The sequence below is a fragment of the Caulobacter sp. ErkDOM-C genome, assembly GCF_048541825.1.
Lineage (GTDB): Bacteria > Pseudomonadota > Alphaproteobacteria > Caulobacterales > Caulobacteraceae > Caulobacter.
In genome coordinates this window covers 2,748,684-2,762,409 of record NZ_CP183332.1, presented here as the reverse complement: position 1 = coordinate 2,762,409, position 13,726 = coordinate 2,748,684, and the positions used below count along the sequence as shown (strand labels likewise).

The window sequence follows — 13,726 nt, the reverse complement described above, 5'->3', positions numbered from 1 at the left end:
TTCAAGCTGAAGCATTTGCGACCTGTCCTGGATCTCATGAATTCCAGGATTTTGATGCAATACAGCAAACATGGCGCGACAAGCGGTCGCACGGCGTGCGCCACCTCTTTGCCATATCTGGCCCTTAATCAGTCGAAACGTTCAAACGCCGAAATCGATCCCGGAACGACTGAAGGTCATTCAATGCACGCAGCCGTCGCCAAGACCATCACTCCCGCAGCGCGTTGCGTCATCGGTCTGGCGACGATCTTCGCGCCCATGGTTGTGGCGGCCATGGAGCATCCCGACGCCGCCCGGCACCGCCCCACCCCAATAGTCCGGCGCCTGCTGGAGGAGATTGCCGCCAAGCCCCAGAAGCCGGTGCGCCGGGAACTGGTCTGGAGCGGCGCCGATGTCGATGGCGACGGCGCGGCCGACTTCGCCAACCCCACCGGCGCGGCGCCGCGCGGTCACGACGACTTCGGCGAAGGCCAGTTCGGGGCGCGCCGCGACGGGGGGGCACGCGACCACGAAGGCGTCGACTACACCGCGGTCGCCGGTCAGGACGTCCTCGCCCCGATCTCGGGCTATGTGACCAAGATCGGCTATGCCTACAGCGGCTCGGTCGACCTGAAGTTCGTCGAGATCACCAATCCGGCCCTGGGCTATGTGGCCCGCGCCTTCTATGTGTCGCCCGGCGTCGCGGTCGGCCAGACCGTGCGGCTGGGCCAGGCCATCGGCCGCGTGGAAAGCCTGCAGGGCCATTATCCGGGCATCACCGATCACGTGCACCTGGAAGTCATGGAGCCCGGCGGCGAGCGCGTGAACGCCGCGCAGCTGATCCTGATCAAGCTGGTCGCGCGCGCCTAGGGACCGGGCGTACGGCTACAGCGCCTTCTTCAGTACGAGGAACTGCAAGCCGTCGACCTTGGGTCTGCCAAAGCGCGGGTCATCATAGGGGAAGGGCTCATACTCGCCGGTCGGCGCATAGCCCCGGCGCCCGTACCAGGCGATCAGGGTGTCGCGGCCCTCGATGACCGTCATCTTGCCAAACCGGCCGCCGCCGGCGCGCGCGTGGGCCTCGGCCGCATCCAGCAACCTGCGGCCGAGACCGCCGTCCTGGCGGTGGGGATCGACCGAGACCATGCCGATCAACCAGACATCGTCCGGCATCGGCTCGACCCAGACGCAGGCGAAGGGTCTGGACGAGGCATCTTCGCGCAGGGTCAGGATGGTCGAGCCCGGCTTGGCGGCCAGATCAGTCTGCAGGGTTTCCAGGTCGGTACGCTGACCGCCCAGGATATGGGCTTCCGTCGTCCAGCCCTTCTGGGCCTCTTCCCCGCGATAGGCCCGATTGACCAGGTCGGCAATGGCGGGAAGGTCGTGGTCCTGGGCTGGGGCGAGCAACATGCGGGGCTCCGGAAAAAGCGGGAGCGGAGCTAGCCACGCTCAAGCTGGCTTTCCAAGCCCTAGAGCCCTTTCCGACCTGGTGGCTTCATCAGGGTCGGGCGAAAAGGGCTCTAAATCAGAAGTTTAGAGCGTTTTCCGATAACCGTTTCACACTTATCGGAAACCGCTCTAGCGCCGTCGAACCTTGCCCCACGCCCCGCCGGCCAACCGGCGCACCATGCCCGCCTCGCGCTTGATCATCTCCCAGGGGTGGAAGGCCAGGCCCACCGTGTCAGCCATGGCCGCGCCGCGCTCGCCCATCGGGCGCGCGGGACCGGTGGTCGAGTCGATGGCCGTCTGGTGCTCGATCTCGGCGTTCAGCTCGGCCCCGACCAGCACGGCCATGATCGAAAACCACACCCAGACCATGAAGGCGATCACCGCCCCCAGGGGGCCATAGGTGGCGTCATAGTGGGCCACGCGGTTCACATAGACCGAGAAGCCCAGCGAGCCGACCAGCCAGCCGCCGGCCGCCAGCACGGCGCCGATCACCACCCAGCGCCAACGGGCGCGGGCACGGCAGGGGGCGAAGCGGTAGAGCAGGGCGAAGGCCGCCGCCGTCATCATCCAGACCAGCAGCCAGCGGATCGGCCCCCAGAACGCGTCCAGAGCCGACAGTCCGACCCGAGCCAGCACGATGGGGGTAGCGATCAGGATGAAGGCCGCCACGGCCGCATAGACCAGGGCGCAGACGGTGAAGACATAGGTCAGGGCCGCGCGGGCGACCAGATGGCGCTTCTCGTCCTCGTCATAGGCGATGTTCAGTCCGTCAAAGAGCGCCTTCATGCTGGCGTTGGCGCTCCAGATCGACAGCAGCAGGCTGACGCCGAAGGCGACACCCAGCTTGGCCTGTTCCTGGCTGGCCAGGCGCAGCATCTGCTCGCCGACGATCTGGATGACGCTGGCGGGAAAGACCCCCGACATCTCGTTCAGCTGCTTCTCCACGGCGGCCACATCGGCGAACAGGCCATACAGCGACACGAAGGCGCCGATGGCCGGGAACAGGGCCAGCAGGGTGTAGAAGGTGACGCCCCCGGCCACGGCGGGCAGGCGATCGACGGTGATCTCGCGCCAGGCGCGCCACAGGATGTCGCGCCAGCCGCGCCAGGGGATGGCGTAGGGAGATCTGGCGGCCCGGCCGCGCAGGGGTTCGACCCTGTCGAAGTCGTCGGGCGGCAGGATGCGGTCTTCTGACAGGCCCGGCGGCGGCGCGTGGACAACGGGTTTTGGAAAGGCGAACGGGACCAGGGCCAGCAGCACGATCCACGGCGCCAGTCCGTAGGGGCGCGAGGCCAGCCAGGTGCGGACGGGTCGTTTCGGCTTGGCGTCGTCGGTCATGCGCTCTCCCGTCCAAGGAAAGCGTGAGCACAGGGGGCGTTCCCGAGCCCTTGCTTTCGAGTGAGTCGTCCCCGACCTTGGCCGCATGGAAGCTCGCATCGACGCCCTCTATCGCCACCCCATCAAGGGCTTCACCCCCGAACGCCTGGACAGCGCCGACCTGGTCGCCGGCGCCTGCTTTCCCTGCGACCGGCTGTATGCGGTGGAGGACGGTCCCAGCGGCTTTGATCCGGCGGCGCCGGCCCACATTTCGAAGATGAAGTTCACGGTCCTGGCCAAGATCCCGGCCGTGGCCAGGGCCCGCACGGCCTATGACGAGGCGACGGGCGTCTATCGCGCCAGCGCCGAGGGCCAGCCCGACTTCGCCGGAGACCTGCGCACGGTCGACGGGCGGGCAGGGCTGGAGGCTTGGCTGACCGGCCTGCTGGGCGCGGATCTTTCCGGCCCGCTACGCGTGATCGAAGGCCCCGGCGCGCACCGGTTCATGGACAGCCGTTCGGGCTATGTCTCGGTCATCAACCTGGCCAGCGTGCGCGACCTTGAGGCCAGGCTGGGCGTCCCCCTCGACCCCTTGAGGTTCCGCGCCAACCTCTATGTCGAGGGCTGGCCGGCCTGGGTCGAGAACGACTGGACGGGTCGGACGCTGAAGCTCGGCGCGGCGACGGCGCAGGTGATCAAGCCGATCGTCCGCTGCGCGGCGACCCACGTGGATCCGGTTACCGCCGAGCGGGACATCGATGTGGTTAAGGCGCTGTTCGACGCCTACGGCCACATGAACTGCGGCCTCTATCTGAACGTGACGCAGGGCGGACGAGTAGTGGAGCGGGATTTGGCGGAAGCCGCTTAAGGCAGGTGGCTATCGACATCCATATTCTGATGCAGAATGCGGACGATCTCCGTTTGGTCGCCTCGCGGAAGATAGAAGATGACGTGTGAGCCGACAGGGCGCTTTCGATAGCCCTTCGGTAGATCTTCGAGGATCGGGCCAAGGTCTGGATAGGCCGCGACCATGGCAATCGCGGTTCGAATCTGGCGCAAATAGGCAAGCGCCCGCCGACTGCCCCATTTGCTTTTGGAGTAGTCCCAGAGTTCATCAAAATCGCGCTGAGCCCTTGGTGTGAGCTTGAAGGCGCTCACTCTTCGATGCCTTCCTCTTTCGCCTTCTCAGCGATGAAGGCGTCAATATCAAAATCTTCCGCGAACCCGCTTTGCTCCCCTTCAAGCAGGGCCGCGCGCAATCGAGCCAGCCGCATCTCGCGATCTTCAAGAAGGCGCAGACCCGCGCGGATAACTTCGCTGGCCGAGCCATAACGACCTTCACCAACCTGCTCGGCAATAAATCCCTGGAAGTGATCGCCCAGGCTGATGGACGTGTTCTTGCTCATTGTCGGCCTCCTCGCAGCGGCCATATTGTACCAAAAACTGGTACTAACCTCAATCTCGCGCTGGCCGCGTCAAAGCGCTAAGGGATCGCCATGACCCTGACTCTCGTCAAAGCCTGGACCGCCGCCAAGGAGCGTCTGAAGGACGCCGGTATCGATCAGCCCGCCATCGACGCGCGCCTGATGCTGGAGGTGGCCGCCGACGTCACCCGCACCGACATCATCACCGATCCCTACCGCATGCTGACGGCCGAGCAGTGGGCGACGCTGGACGACTATCTGACCCGCCGCGCGCGCCGCGAGCCGGTCAGCCACATCATTGGCCGCAAGGGCTTCTGGAAGATCCTGCTGCAGGTGAACAAGAACGTCCTGACGCCGCGCCCCGAGACCGAGGTGATCGTCGACGAGGTGCTCAAGGCCTTCCCGGAAAGCATGCCGTTCAACATGCTGGACCTGGGTGTCGGCTCGGGCACCATCCTGCTGGCGATCCTGGCCGAGCGGCCGGCCGCCAAGGGGCTGGGCATCGACGTCTCCGAAGACGCCTTGGCGGTGGCCCGCGAAAATGCCGCCAATCTGGATCTCAACACCCGGGCGGCCCTGCTGCGCGGCGACTGGACGGCGGGCCTGGGCGACGCGGGTTTCGACCTGGTGGTTTCCAACCCGCCCTATATCGCCAGCCACGTGATCGAGACGCTTGAGCCGGAAGTTCGCGACCACGAACCGCGCCTGGCCCTGGACGGCGGCCCCGACGGTCTGGACGCCTATCGCCTGCTGGCCCCCGAAATCCTGCGGGTGCTGAAGCCTGGCGGCATGTTTGCCGTCGAGATCGGCTACGACCAGTCGGCCGATGTCGAAGCGCTGTTCCGGCAGGCGGGCGCCGGCAACGTCCGTACGATCAAGGATCTGTCGACCCACGACCGCGTCGTGACCGGGGTGAAAAACCCCTTGGAAACCCCCGCGTGAGAGGCTAGACGATAAGGGTCTCCTTCCAAAACGCCGGGTGACGGGAACAGCAAACGTCGATGATGTTTGTAAAGCTCCTCCGGCAGGCGCGCACGGTCCAAAGCCGGTCGCCGCGCCAGGACCAGGACGGGGGCTCTACGGAAACCAGTGTCTCTAGAACTTCCAGGGGTTCGACCCCGCCTAGAGACCAACAAGGCCGGATGCTTCAGCACAGACTGACCTCCGGACAGGTTCAGAAGAAGACCATGAGAGATTTCAAGGGCATGAAGCGCCAGCGCGGCCGCAACAATCGCGGCGGCAGCAATACCGGCGGCAAGCCTCAGCAGCATAATGCCAACCGGGCCTTCGATTCGAACGGCCCCGAAGGCGTCAAGGTGCGCGGTGCGGCGCAGGGCGTTTACGAGAAGTACCAGCAGCTGGCGCGCGATGCCTCGTCGTCCGGCGACCGGGTGCTGGCCGAGAACTACCTGCAGCACGCCGAGCATTACTTCCGGGTCCTGCGCGCCATCCAGCCGAATCGCCCCGTCAGCGACATCATCGGCAAGGACGCCTATTCGGCTTACGAGATCGACTTCGAGGCCGAGCCCGAAGACGCGCCCGAAGTCGCCGAGGCGCCTAGCGAAAACCATGAGGGCGGTGAGGGCGAAGGCCAGCGCGACGAGCGTCCCCGCGACCGTTTCGAGGGCCGCCAACGCGACGATCGCCCGCGCGAAGATCGCCCCCGGGACGACCGTCCGCGCGAAGACCGTCCGCGCTTCGACAATCAGGGCCAAGGTCAGGGCCAGGGCCAGGGCCGTCGCGACCGCTGGCGCGAGCGCGAAGATCGTCCTCGTGACGATCGTCCCAGGGATGACCGTCCCAGGGATGACAGGCCTCGTGACGATCGTCCCCGTGATGATCGCCCCAGAGACGACCGCCCGAGAGACGACCGTCCTCGCGATGACCGCCCCAGAGATGACCGTCCGCGCGAGGATCGCCCGCGGGACGACCGTCCCCGGGAAGACCGCTTCCGTGACGACCGCCCCCGTGACGACCGCCCCCGTGACGACCGCCCCCGTGACGACCGTCCTCGTGACGATCGTCCCCGGGATGATCGTCCGCGCGAAGAGCGTCCCCCGGTCGCCGCAGAAGCCGTTGTTGAGGCGCCGGCCGCTGAAGGTCGCCGCGAACGCGCTCCGCGCCGCGAACGTGCGCCCCGAGATCGTGCCCAGGGTGACCGCGATCCGATGGCCGTGATCGAGCCGCAGGCCACGCCGCTGGTCAGCGAGCCGATCGTCAGCAAGGGCTCGCCCATGCTGCGCGGTCAGGATGGCGATGTGAGCCACGCTCCGGCCTTCCTGGGTCGCTCAACCGCCGTCGAAACACCGGCTCCGGCCGCTGAAGGCGAAGACGCCAAGAAGCCCCGTCGTCGCCGCGCCCCGCGCAGCTTCGAAGGTGGCGAAGGCGCGCCGCCCGCCACGGGTTCCGAAGACGCCTGATCCGCGTCCGTTGGGCAGAGCTTTTGAAAGGAGCCGTGAAAGCGGCTCCTTTTTCTTTGGCCGCAACGCTGGTTGCATGGAAGCCGGACGGCGGAGATAAGGCTGTGTCGCCCTTGTCACGTGTTGAAACCTGAGCATGACCTTCCGTCTTCGTCTGCCGCTGCTGATAACCGCTGCATTGGTGGTCGCCCTGCCCTTGGCGGGCTGCGCCTACAACGCCGATCTGGGCCGCGACCAGCTGCTGATCGTCAACGACTCGGGCCTGGCCGCCCAGGGCGAGAAGGCCTGGGCCCAGACCCTGCGCACGGGCAACATCTCCAGCGACGCGCGCAAGAACGCGCGGGTCCGGGCGGTGGGCCAGCGGGTGGTGACGGCGGCGGGGCTTAACACCCGGCCGTGGGACTATGCCGTTCTGATCGACGAGGCGCCCAACGCCTTCGTGCTGCCCGGCGGCCATGTCGGGGTGACCGTGGGCCTGCTGGACATGGTCGACAACGACGACCAGCTGGCTGCCGTGATCGGCCACGAGGCGGGCCATGTGGTCGCCCAGCATGCGGCCGAGCGCTATTCCCAGACCATGACCACCAAGCTTTTGCTGGGCGTGGCCGGCGCAGCGGCCGGCAGCTCGACCGACCTTGGCCGGGGCCTGGGCTCCTATGGCGGCGATGCGACCAAGTACCTGTTCCTGCTGCCGTTCTCGCGCAAGCACGAGCTGGAGGCCGACCGGCTCGGCGTCGACTACATGCAACGCGCGGGCTACAGGCCGGGCGAGGCCGTCACTCTGTGGCGGAAGATGCAGGCCCAGGGTGGTGCGGGCGGCAAGCCGGAGATCGCCTCCACCCACCCGTCTGACGCTTCGCGCATCGCCGCGCTCCAGGCCTACATCTCCAGCAAGGGCTGGTGACGCGCCTCCGGGCCGGGCGACCCGCGCCGTAAGCAGGCGCTTATCCGCCGAGCCGTAAGCGCCCGGTCAATGGCCACGGCGGCTCCCGCGCCGTTCCTGATCCCCGTCGCAACAGACGGAGGTTCCCATGCGCAGTCTCTACATCGCCATCCCCTTCCTGACTCTGGCCCTGGCTCAGCCGGCGCTGGCCCAGCCGCGGCTCGGCGAGGTGATCGGGCCGGACAAGGCCCGCGCCCAGGTCAGCCTGGCCGCTCAGGGCTATCGGCTTATCGAGTTTGAAGTCGAGCACGGGCGGCTGGAGATCAAGGCGGTCAAGGGCGAGGCCCGGCTGGAAATCCTGGCCGAGGAGAAGACCGGCAAGGTGCTCAAGGTCGAGGCCCGCAAGGGGCGGGGAGATCGCCAATGAGCGGCGCGGTTCCCGCAACACGGCGCTGGGATCCCCTCGTGCGGATCACGCACTGGGGGATCGCGGCGGCCGTAGTGGTCAACTGGCTGGTGACTGAAGGCGGGTCGCAGGCCCACGTCTGGATCGGCCTGGCGCTGGCCGCCCTGCTGGCCCTGCGTCTGGGCTGGGGCTTTGTCGGCCCGGTTGAGGCGCGATTTACGTCCTTTCCGCCCAGTCCGCGCCGCGCGGTCGAGCATGTGCGCGACATCCTGGCCGGCCGCCATGTCTCCCACCGGTCGCACAATCCGCTGGGCGCCCTGATGGCCTATGCGCTGTGGGCCAGCCTGGCGGTGGTGATCGCCAGCGGCATCGCCATGACCGGCTTTCCGCCCAAGGTTCAGGCCGAGGGCGGCGAGCGTCCGGCGGCCGCCGCGACGGTTCTGACCCATGAGGACGAGGAAGCCGGCGAGGGCGGCGAAGGCGAGGAAGGCGGCGAGATCGCCGAGGAGATCCACGAGATCGCGGCCAACCTGCTGCTGGCCCTGGCGGCGCTGCATCTGCTCGGCGTTGCGTTCGAGACACGTCGCAGCGGTCGTCAGATCGTGCTGTCGATGATAGGCGGGAAGGGCAAGACCAAGGAGCCTTGATGGCCCACCGACCCACCAAGTCCCGCATAGCCTTGGGAGACCGTCTGGCCCCGGCGGTCTCCTTCGTCGTCGCCGTACAGGCGGTGGCGGCCGTGTTCTTCATCGGCGACGCCCTGGCCGATATCCGCAACGCCGGACCCAGCCCCCATATCGTGATCGAAGCGATCATCGCCCTGGCCCTGCTGGCCGGGGTGGTGGTCGGGGCTCTGCAGGTTCGGCGGATGTGGACCGAAGGCCGACGCCGACAGGCGGCCCTGGCGGTGGCGGCCGGCGCGCTCAGCGAGGTCGCCGCCCAGAGGTTCCGCGACTGGCGCCTGACCCCGGCCGAGGCTGACGTGGCGGTGTTCGCGCTCAAGGGGTTCGATGTGGCCGAGATCGCGGTTCTGCGCGGCTCGGCCGCCGGGACCGTGCGGGCGCAACTGGCGCGCGTCTATGAGAAGGCCGGGGTCAATTCGCGCTCGGCCCTGGCCAGTCTGTTTCTGGAAGATCTGATGACCACGCCGGTGGCGCCGCACGAGGCGGCTTAAACATCCGGTCAGGCCTTGTGTGGCCAAAGGGACACACCTACATCCCTGCATGGGAGGCGTTGTGCTTGATCAAGGCGACGCACCCCGATCCGCCTAAGAAGGGGACACCATGAACATCGATCTGTATTCCGACCGCGCCAAACAGGCCGTCCAGTCCGCCCAGAGCCTGGCCCTGGCCAGGGGGCACCAGCAGTTCGCGCCCGAGCACCTGTTGAAGGTTCTGCTCGAGGAGAAAGACGGCCTGAGCCGCGCCCTGATACAGAGCGCCGGCGGCCGACCCGAGGCCGTGGACGCCGCCACCGAGGCCCTGCTGACCAAGACCGCCCGTGTCGACGGGGCCGGCGGCCAGCTCTACATGAAGCCTGACACCGCTCGCGTGTTCGCCGAGGCCGAGAAGGGCGCGAAAGCGGCCGGCGACGCCTTTGTCACCACCGAGCGCCTGCTGATCGCCATCGCCAAGGAAGGCGCGGACGCCGCCAAGGTCCTGAAGGACGCCGGGGCCACGCCCAAGGCGCTGGAGGATGCCGCCAACGCCATCCGCAAGGGCCGCACCGCCGACAGCGCCAATGCCGAGGAAGGCTATGAGGCTCTGAAGCGCTACGCCCGCGACCTGACCGCCGCTGCCCGCGACGGCAAGCTGGACCCGGTGATCGGCCGCGACGAGGAAATCCGCCGCACGATCCAGGTCCTGTCGCGCCGCACCAAGAACAACCCTGTGCTGATCGGCGAGCCTGGCGTCGGCAAGACCGCCATCGTCGAGGGCCTGGCCCTGCGCATCATCAACGGCGACGTGCCCGAAAGCCTCAAGGACAAGAAGCTGCTGTCGCTGGACATGGGCAGCCTGATCGCCGGCGCGAAATATCGCGGCGAGTTCGAGGAGCGCCTGAAGGCGGTCCTCAACGAGGTCACGGCCGCCGAGGGCTCGATCATCCTGTTCATCGACGAGATGCACACTCTGGTCGGGGCCGGCAAGGGCGAGGGGGCGATGGACGCCTCCAACCTCCTGAAGCCCGCCCTGGCGCGGGGCGAGCTGCACTGCGTGGGCGCCACCACGCTGGATGAATACCGCAAGCACGTCGAGAAGGATGCGGCCCTGGCCCGCCGGTTCCAGCCGGTGTTTGTCAGCGAGCCGACGGTGGAAGACACCGTCTCGATCCTGCGCGGCCTGAAGGAGAAGTACGAGGTCCACCACGGGGTGCGCATCTCGGACTCGGCGATCGTCGCCGCCGCCACGCTCAGCAACCGCTACATCGCCGACCGCTTCCTGCCCGACAAGGCCATCGACCTGATCGACGAGGCCTCCAGCCGCGTGCGGATGGCCATCGACTCCAAGCCCGAAGAACTCGACGAGATCGACCGCCGTCTGGTGCAGCTGAAGATCGAGCGCGAAGCCCTGTCCAAGGAAACCGACGCCGCCTCGCGCCAGCGCCTGGAAAACCTTGAGACCGAAATCGACGACCTGCAGTTCCGCAGCGACGAGATGACGGCCCGCTGGAAGGCCGAGAAGGACAAGGTCGGCGGCGCCGCGCAAGCGCGTGAAGCCCTTGACCGTCTGCGCGCCGATCTGGCGACGGCCCAGCGCGCCGGCGACTTCGCCCGCGCCGGCCAGATCCAGTATGGCGAGATCCCGGCCCTGGAAGCCCGTCTGGCGGCGGCCGAGTCCGTCGACGGCGCGGCCCAGAAGTCGCTGACCCCCGAGGTCGTCGACGCCGAGCAGATCGCCGCCGTGGTCAGCCGCTGGACCGGGGTGCCGGTCGAGAAGATGCTGGAAGGCGAGCGCGAAAAGCTGCTGCAGATGGAGGTCGCCCTGCGGGCCCGCGTGGTCGGTCAGGACGAGGCCCTGGAGGCTGTGTCCGACGCCGTTCGCCGCGCGCGGGCCGGCCTGCAGGATCCCTCGCGCCCGATCGGCTCATTCCTGTTCCTGGGCCCGACGGGCGTGGGCAAGACTGAGCTGACCAAGGCCCTGGCCGAGTTCATGTTCGCCGACGAACACGCCATCACCCGGATGGACATGTCGGAATACATGGAAAAGCACTCCGTCAGCCGCCTGATCGGGGCCCCTCCCGGCTATGTCGGTTACGACGAGGGCGGCGCCCTGACCGAGGCCGTGCGCCGCCGGCCCTACCAGGTGGTGCTGTTCGACGAGGTCGAGAAAGCTCACCCGGACGTCTTCAACGTGCTGCTGCAGGTGCTGGACGATGGTCGCCTGACCGACGGCCAGGGCCGCACCGTCGACTTCCGCAACACCCTGATCATCATGACCAGCAACCTGGGCTCAGAGTATCTGGCCAACCAGGAAGACGGCGAAGACGTGGACGCCGTCCGGCCGCAGGTGATGAACGTGGTGCGCGGTCATTTCCGGCCCGAGTTCCTCAACCGGATCGACGAGATCATCCTGTTCAAGCGGCTGGGCCGCGCCAACATGGCCGACATCGTCCGCATCCAGTTGCAACGCGTCGAGAAGCTGCTGACCGACCGCCGCATGACCCTGGCCATCGACGCCGAGGCGCTGCTGTGGCTGGGCGAGAAGGGTTACGACCCGGTCTATGGCGCGCGCCCCTTGAAGCGCGTGATCCAGAAGGAGCTGGTCGACCCCATCGCCCGGCGCCTGCTGGCCGGCGAACTGGAAGACGGCGGCGTGATCTCCGTCGGTGTTCTGGACGGGTCGCTGGCGGTGGGCAAGGCGACGTTGCAGTAGGTTTGCAGGCGGGCGCTCCGCACAGGAGCGCCCGTTCCGCCCGGTTGGCCCGTCGCCTTCACACGCGCTGGGCGCTGGGCGGATCGCCGATCAACAGAGCGCAGGCCGCCTCGGCGGCGGCGGGATCGCGCAGGGCGATGGTCGCCGCCAGCGCCCTGTGCAGCGCAACGTCCCGCATCTGGTCCGCCTGCGACTGCTTTTCCATCTGCCAGATCCAGTAGCGTGTCGCGGTGTTTTGCAGGGCGATCACGAAGCGGGCCAGGGTCGCATTGTGCGTGGCGAAAGCGACCGCGCGGTGAAAGCTGTGGTCCATCGCCAGCATGGCGCGGAAGTCGCCGCTGGCAATGGCGGCCTCGGCCTGATCGAAGGCGCCGGTAATGGCCGGCAGATCCTGTGGGCGATGATTGCGGGCCGCCAGGGCCGCCGTGCGGCCCTCCAGCATCCGCCGCACTTCAAAGGCCTGCTCGATCTCGGTGATGTCCATCGGCGCGACAACGGTGCCGACGCGGGGGCGGCGGACAACCAGCCCTTCGATCGCCAGGCGACCCAGGGCGTCGCGGACCCCCGACACGCCGCCGGCATAGCGTGTCGCCAGCACCTTTTCCTCAAGCACCTGCATGGGCTGCAACTGGCCCAGAATGATATCCATCAGGATAAGCTCGTAGAGCCGCGCCTTCTGGAGACCCGGAGCCCAGTCGCCATAGGGCTCGACGCTGTTGAGCGGACCCTTCATGACCGCATCCGGCTAAAACGCTGCATGGTCGAGCTCCTGGGGCGTCGGTGGTGGAGCGGATTGTGGCTCGCCACCGAAATAACGCGATAAAACAAAAACCTGCAGCAAAAGACATGGGCCGATCATCACGACCTTCGCTCTAGGGCCAAAAGCTTTCGAGGTCATTCTCGTGACCTCTAACATGTTAGAGTTTCCAAACAGGATGCGGGCTTGAAGCCTGCGGGGTGGCGGCTCTAGGTCTGCGTCATGTCGTCAGAGACCCATCCTCCGATCTGTTCTGTGTTCCAGGGTTTCCGCACCGCCCTGACGGTCGCCGAGGGCTTTGCCGGGGCGACGGCGCCCAACCCTCCTGTCGGCTGCGTTGTGCTGGACGCCCAAGGCGTGCTGCTGGCCGCCGCCGCGCATCAACAGGCCGGCGGGCCCCACGCCGAGGCGGCCGCCTTGGCCGCCTGCCGGGAGGCCGGGAGCTTTGAGCGTATTCATACGCTGCTGGTCACGCTTGAGCCCTGCAATCACCACGGCCGGACGCCGCCTTGCGTCGAGGCCATCCTGGCCAGCCCCGCCCAGGCCATCTGGATCGCTGCGGGTGATCCCAATCCTTCGGTCGCGGGGGGAGGCGCCGCGCGGCTTGCCGCCGCAGGACGCCAGGTCTTTGATCTGCAGGTCCTGAACGATCCGCAAGCTGCGGTCTTGGCGCGTCGGGCCCAGCGCCTGATCGCGCCGTTTGCCACGTGGTCGACCCGCAGACGGCCCTGGCTGACCCTGAAACAGGCCCTGACCCGGGACGGCGGCATGATCCCGCCCCCGGGCGCCAAGACCTTCACGTCCGGGGCGTCTCTGACCCTGGCCCACGGGCTTCGCCGCCGGGCCGACGCCATAGTCACCGGCTCGGGGACGATCCTGGCGGACCAACCGGAGTTCACGGTGCGCCGGGTCACTGATCCGCGTCACAGCCCTCGACGCCTGGCCATTCTGGACCGTCGCCGCCGGACGCCCGCTGACTACATGCAGGCGGCCTGGGCGCGCGGCTTCGAGCCCAGCCTGCACGACAATATCCCGGCCTTGCTGGCCGACCTCGCCGCGTCGGGCGTGCTGGAGGCCTTGGTCGAGTGCGGCCCGGCCCTGCTGGCGGCCTTTCTCGAAGCCGGCTTGTGGGACGAGCAGGTGGTGATCCGCCAGGCCGCTGAAGCCGGGCAGGCCGACCAGGTCGACATCCTAACCCGCATCCCATTCCGGGTCTGAA

The 13,726-nt window shown here is 67.5% G+C and carries 15 protein-coding genes; 10 read left to right on the top strand and 5 right to left on the bottom strand.

The genetic code is table 11. From position 1 onward, the window contains the following. The first annotated feature begins 183 nt into the window (after window positions 1-183). Window positions 184-849 (top strand): M23 family metallopeptidase, encoded by a 666-nt coding sequence (locus ACN2C8_RS13365; protein ID WP_419252259.1) that lies wholly within the window; start codon window positions 184-186, stop codon window positions 847-849. Between the two features lie 15 nt (window positions 850-864). On the opposite strand, the gene ACN2C8_RS13360 is transcribed toward ACN2C8_RS13365, so the two are convergent. Next, the gene (locus ACN2C8_RS13360; protein WP_419252257.1) at window positions 865-1,389 is read right to left on the bottom strand and encodes a GNAT family N-acetyltransferase; all 525 of its coding nucleotides are present in this window, start codon (window positions 1,387-1,389) and stop codon (window positions 865-867) included. Window positions 1,390-1,557: 168 nt separating this feature from the next. After that, window positions 1,558-2,766 (bottom strand): YihY/virulence factor BrkB family protein, encoded by a 1,209-nt coding sequence (locus ACN2C8_RS13355; RefSeq protein WP_419252255.1) that lies wholly within the window; start codon window positions 2,764-2,766, stop codon window positions 1,558-1,560. A gap of 85 nt (window positions 2,767-2,851) precedes the next feature. Here ACN2C8_RS13355 and ACN2C8_RS13350 point away from each other — a divergent pair, with 85 nt between their 5' ends. Beyond that, the gene (locus ACN2C8_RS13350) at window positions 2,852-3,613 is read left to right on the top strand and encodes an MOSC domain-containing protein (RefSeq protein WP_419252253.1); all 762 of its coding nucleotides are present in this window, start codon (window positions 2,852-2,854) and stop codon (window positions 3,611-3,613) included. On the opposite strand, the gene ACN2C8_RS13345 is transcribed toward ACN2C8_RS13350, so the two are convergent. After that, entirely contained in the window at window positions 3,610-3,903 is a 294-nt protein-coding gene (locus ACN2C8_RS13345) for a type II toxin-antitoxin system RelE/ParE family toxin (protein WP_419252251.1), read from the bottom strand. The two genes, ACN2C8_RS13350 and ACN2C8_RS13345, sit on opposite strands and share 4 nt — an antisense overlap. Continuing rightward, entirely contained in the window at window positions 3,900-4,151 is a 252-nt protein-coding gene (locus ACN2C8_RS13340; RefSeq protein WP_419252250.1) for a type II toxin-antitoxin system ParD family antitoxin, read from the bottom strand. The genes ACN2C8_RS13345 and ACN2C8_RS13340 overlap by 4 nt, the downstream gene beginning before the upstream one ends. A gap of 90 nt (window positions 4,152-4,241) precedes the next feature. Between ACN2C8_RS13340 and prmC the strand changes: the two genes are divergently transcribed. The 7 genes from prmC (at window position 4,242) to clpB (ending at window position 11,750) form a co-directional block, all read left to right on the top strand. Further along, window positions 4,242-5,111 carry a peptide chain release factor N(5)-glutamine methyltransferase gene (prmC, locus tag ACN2C8_RS13335; protein ID WP_419252248.1) on the top strand — a complete coding sequence of 290 codons (870 nt, stop codon included), beginning with the start codon at window positions 4,242-4,244 and terminating at the stop codon, window positions 5,109-5,111. A gap of 245 nt (window positions 5,112-5,356) precedes the next feature. Further along, the gene (locus tag ACN2C8_RS13330; RefSeq protein ID WP_419252246.1) at window positions 5,357-6,589 is read left to right on the top strand and encodes a DUF4167 domain-containing protein; all 1,233 of its coding nucleotides are present in this window, start codon (window positions 5,357-5,359) and stop codon (window positions 6,587-6,589) included. A 136-nt stretch (window positions 6,590-6,725) separates the two neighbouring features. Then, a complete protein-coding gene (locus tag ACN2C8_RS13325) occupies window positions 6,726-7,493 on the top strand; it encodes a M48 family metallopeptidase (protein WP_419252244.1) in 768 nt (255 codons plus the stop codon). Between the two features lie 127 nt (window positions 7,494-7,620). Beyond that, a complete protein-coding gene (locus tag ACN2C8_RS13320) occupies window positions 7,621-7,899 on the top strand; it encodes a PepSY domain-containing protein (protein WP_419252243.1) in 279 nt (92 codons plus the stop codon). Further along, entirely contained in the window at window positions 7,896-8,525 is a 630-nt protein-coding gene (locus tag ACN2C8_RS13315; RefSeq protein WP_419252242.1) for a cytochrome b/b6 domain-containing protein, read from the top strand. The genes ACN2C8_RS13320 and ACN2C8_RS13315 overlap by 4 nt, the downstream gene beginning before the upstream one ends. Beyond that, a complete protein-coding gene (locus ACN2C8_RS13310) occupies window positions 8,525-9,052 on the top strand; it encodes a helix-turn-helix transcriptional regulator (RefSeq protein ID WP_419252241.1) in 528 nt (175 codons plus the stop codon). The genes ACN2C8_RS13315 and ACN2C8_RS13310 overlap by 1 nt, the downstream gene beginning before the upstream one ends. 109 nt (window positions 9,053-9,161) lie before the next feature. Further along, window positions 9,162-11,750, top strand: coding sequence for an ATP-dependent chaperone ClpB (gene clpB / locus ACN2C8_RS13305; protein WP_419252240.1), 2,589 nt, complete (start codon window positions 9,162-9,164; stop codon window positions 11,748-11,750). Window positions 11,751-11,808: 58 nt separating this feature from the next. On the opposite strand, the gene ACN2C8_RS13300 is transcribed toward clpB, so the two are convergent. Continuing rightward, window positions 11,809-12,483, bottom strand: coding sequence for a GntR family transcriptional regulator (locus tag ACN2C8_RS13300; RefSeq protein WP_419252239.1), 675 nt, complete (start codon window positions 12,481-12,483; stop codon window positions 11,809-11,811). A 246-nt stretch (window positions 12,484-12,729) separates the two neighbouring features. On the opposite strand from ACN2C8_RS13300, the gene ribD reads away from it, so the two are divergent. Continuing rightward, complete coding sequence (gene ribD / locus ACN2C8_RS13295) at window positions 12,730-13,725, top strand: bifunctional diaminohydroxyphosphoribosylaminopyrimidine deaminase/5-amino-6-(5-phosphoribosylamino)uracil reductase RibD (protein ID WP_419252237.1); 996 nt, start codon at window positions 12,730-12,732, stop codon at window positions 13,723-13,725. Window position 13,726: the final 1 nt, after the last annotated feature.

Coding starts and splice junctions, on each gene's coding strand:
- ACN2C8_RS13365 (WP_419252259.1), top strand. CDS start 184: ATGCACGCAGCCGTCGCCAAGACCATCACTCCCGCAGCGCGTTGCGTC.
- ACN2C8_RS13360 (WP_419252257.1), bottom strand. CDS start 1,389: ATGTTGCTCGCCCCAGCCCAGGACCACGACCTTCCCGCCATTGCCGAC.
- ACN2C8_RS13355 (WP_419252255.1), bottom strand. CDS start 2,766: ATGACCGACGACGCCAAGCCGAAACGACCCGTCCGCACCTGGCTGGCC.
- ACN2C8_RS13350 (WP_419252253.1), top strand. CDS start 2,852: ATGGAAGCTCGCATCGACGCCCTCTATCGCCACCCCATCAAGGGCTTC.
- ACN2C8_RS13340 (WP_419252250.1), bottom strand. CDS start 4,151: ATGAGCAAGAACACGTCCATCAGCCTGGGCGATCACTTCCAGGGATTT.
- prmC (WP_419252248.1), top strand. CDS start 4,242: ATGACCCTGACTCTCGTCAAAGCCTGGACCGCCGCCAAGGAGCGTCTG.
- ACN2C8_RS13330 (WP_419252246.1), top strand. CDS start 5,357: ATGAGAGATTTCAAGGGCATGAAGCGCCAGCGCGGCCGCAACAATCGC.
- ACN2C8_RS13325 (WP_419252244.1), top strand. CDS start 6,726: ATGACCTTCCGTCTTCGTCTGCCGCTGCTGATAACCGCTGCATTGGTG.
- ACN2C8_RS13320 (WP_419252243.1), top strand. CDS start 7,621: ATGCGCAGTCTCTACATCGCCATCCCCTTCCTGACTCTGGCCCTGGCT.
- ACN2C8_RS13315 (WP_419252242.1), top strand. CDS start 7,896: ATGAGCGGCGCGGTTCCCGCAACACGGCGCTGGGATCCCCTCGTGCGG.
- ACN2C8_RS13310 (WP_419252241.1), top strand. CDS start 8,525: ATGGCCCACCGACCCACCAAGTCCCGCATAGCCTTGGGAGACCGTCTG.
- clpB (WP_419252240.1), top strand. CDS start 9,162: ATGAACATCGATCTGTATTCCGACCGCGCCAAACAGGCCGTCCAGTCC.
- ACN2C8_RS13300 (WP_419252239.1), bottom strand. CDS start 12,483: ATGAAGGGTCCGCTCAACAGCGTCGAGCCCTATGGCGACTGGGCTCCG.
- ribD (WP_419252237.1), top strand. CDS start 12,730: ATGTCGTCAGAGACCCATCCTCCGATCTGTTCTGTGTTCCAGGGTTTC.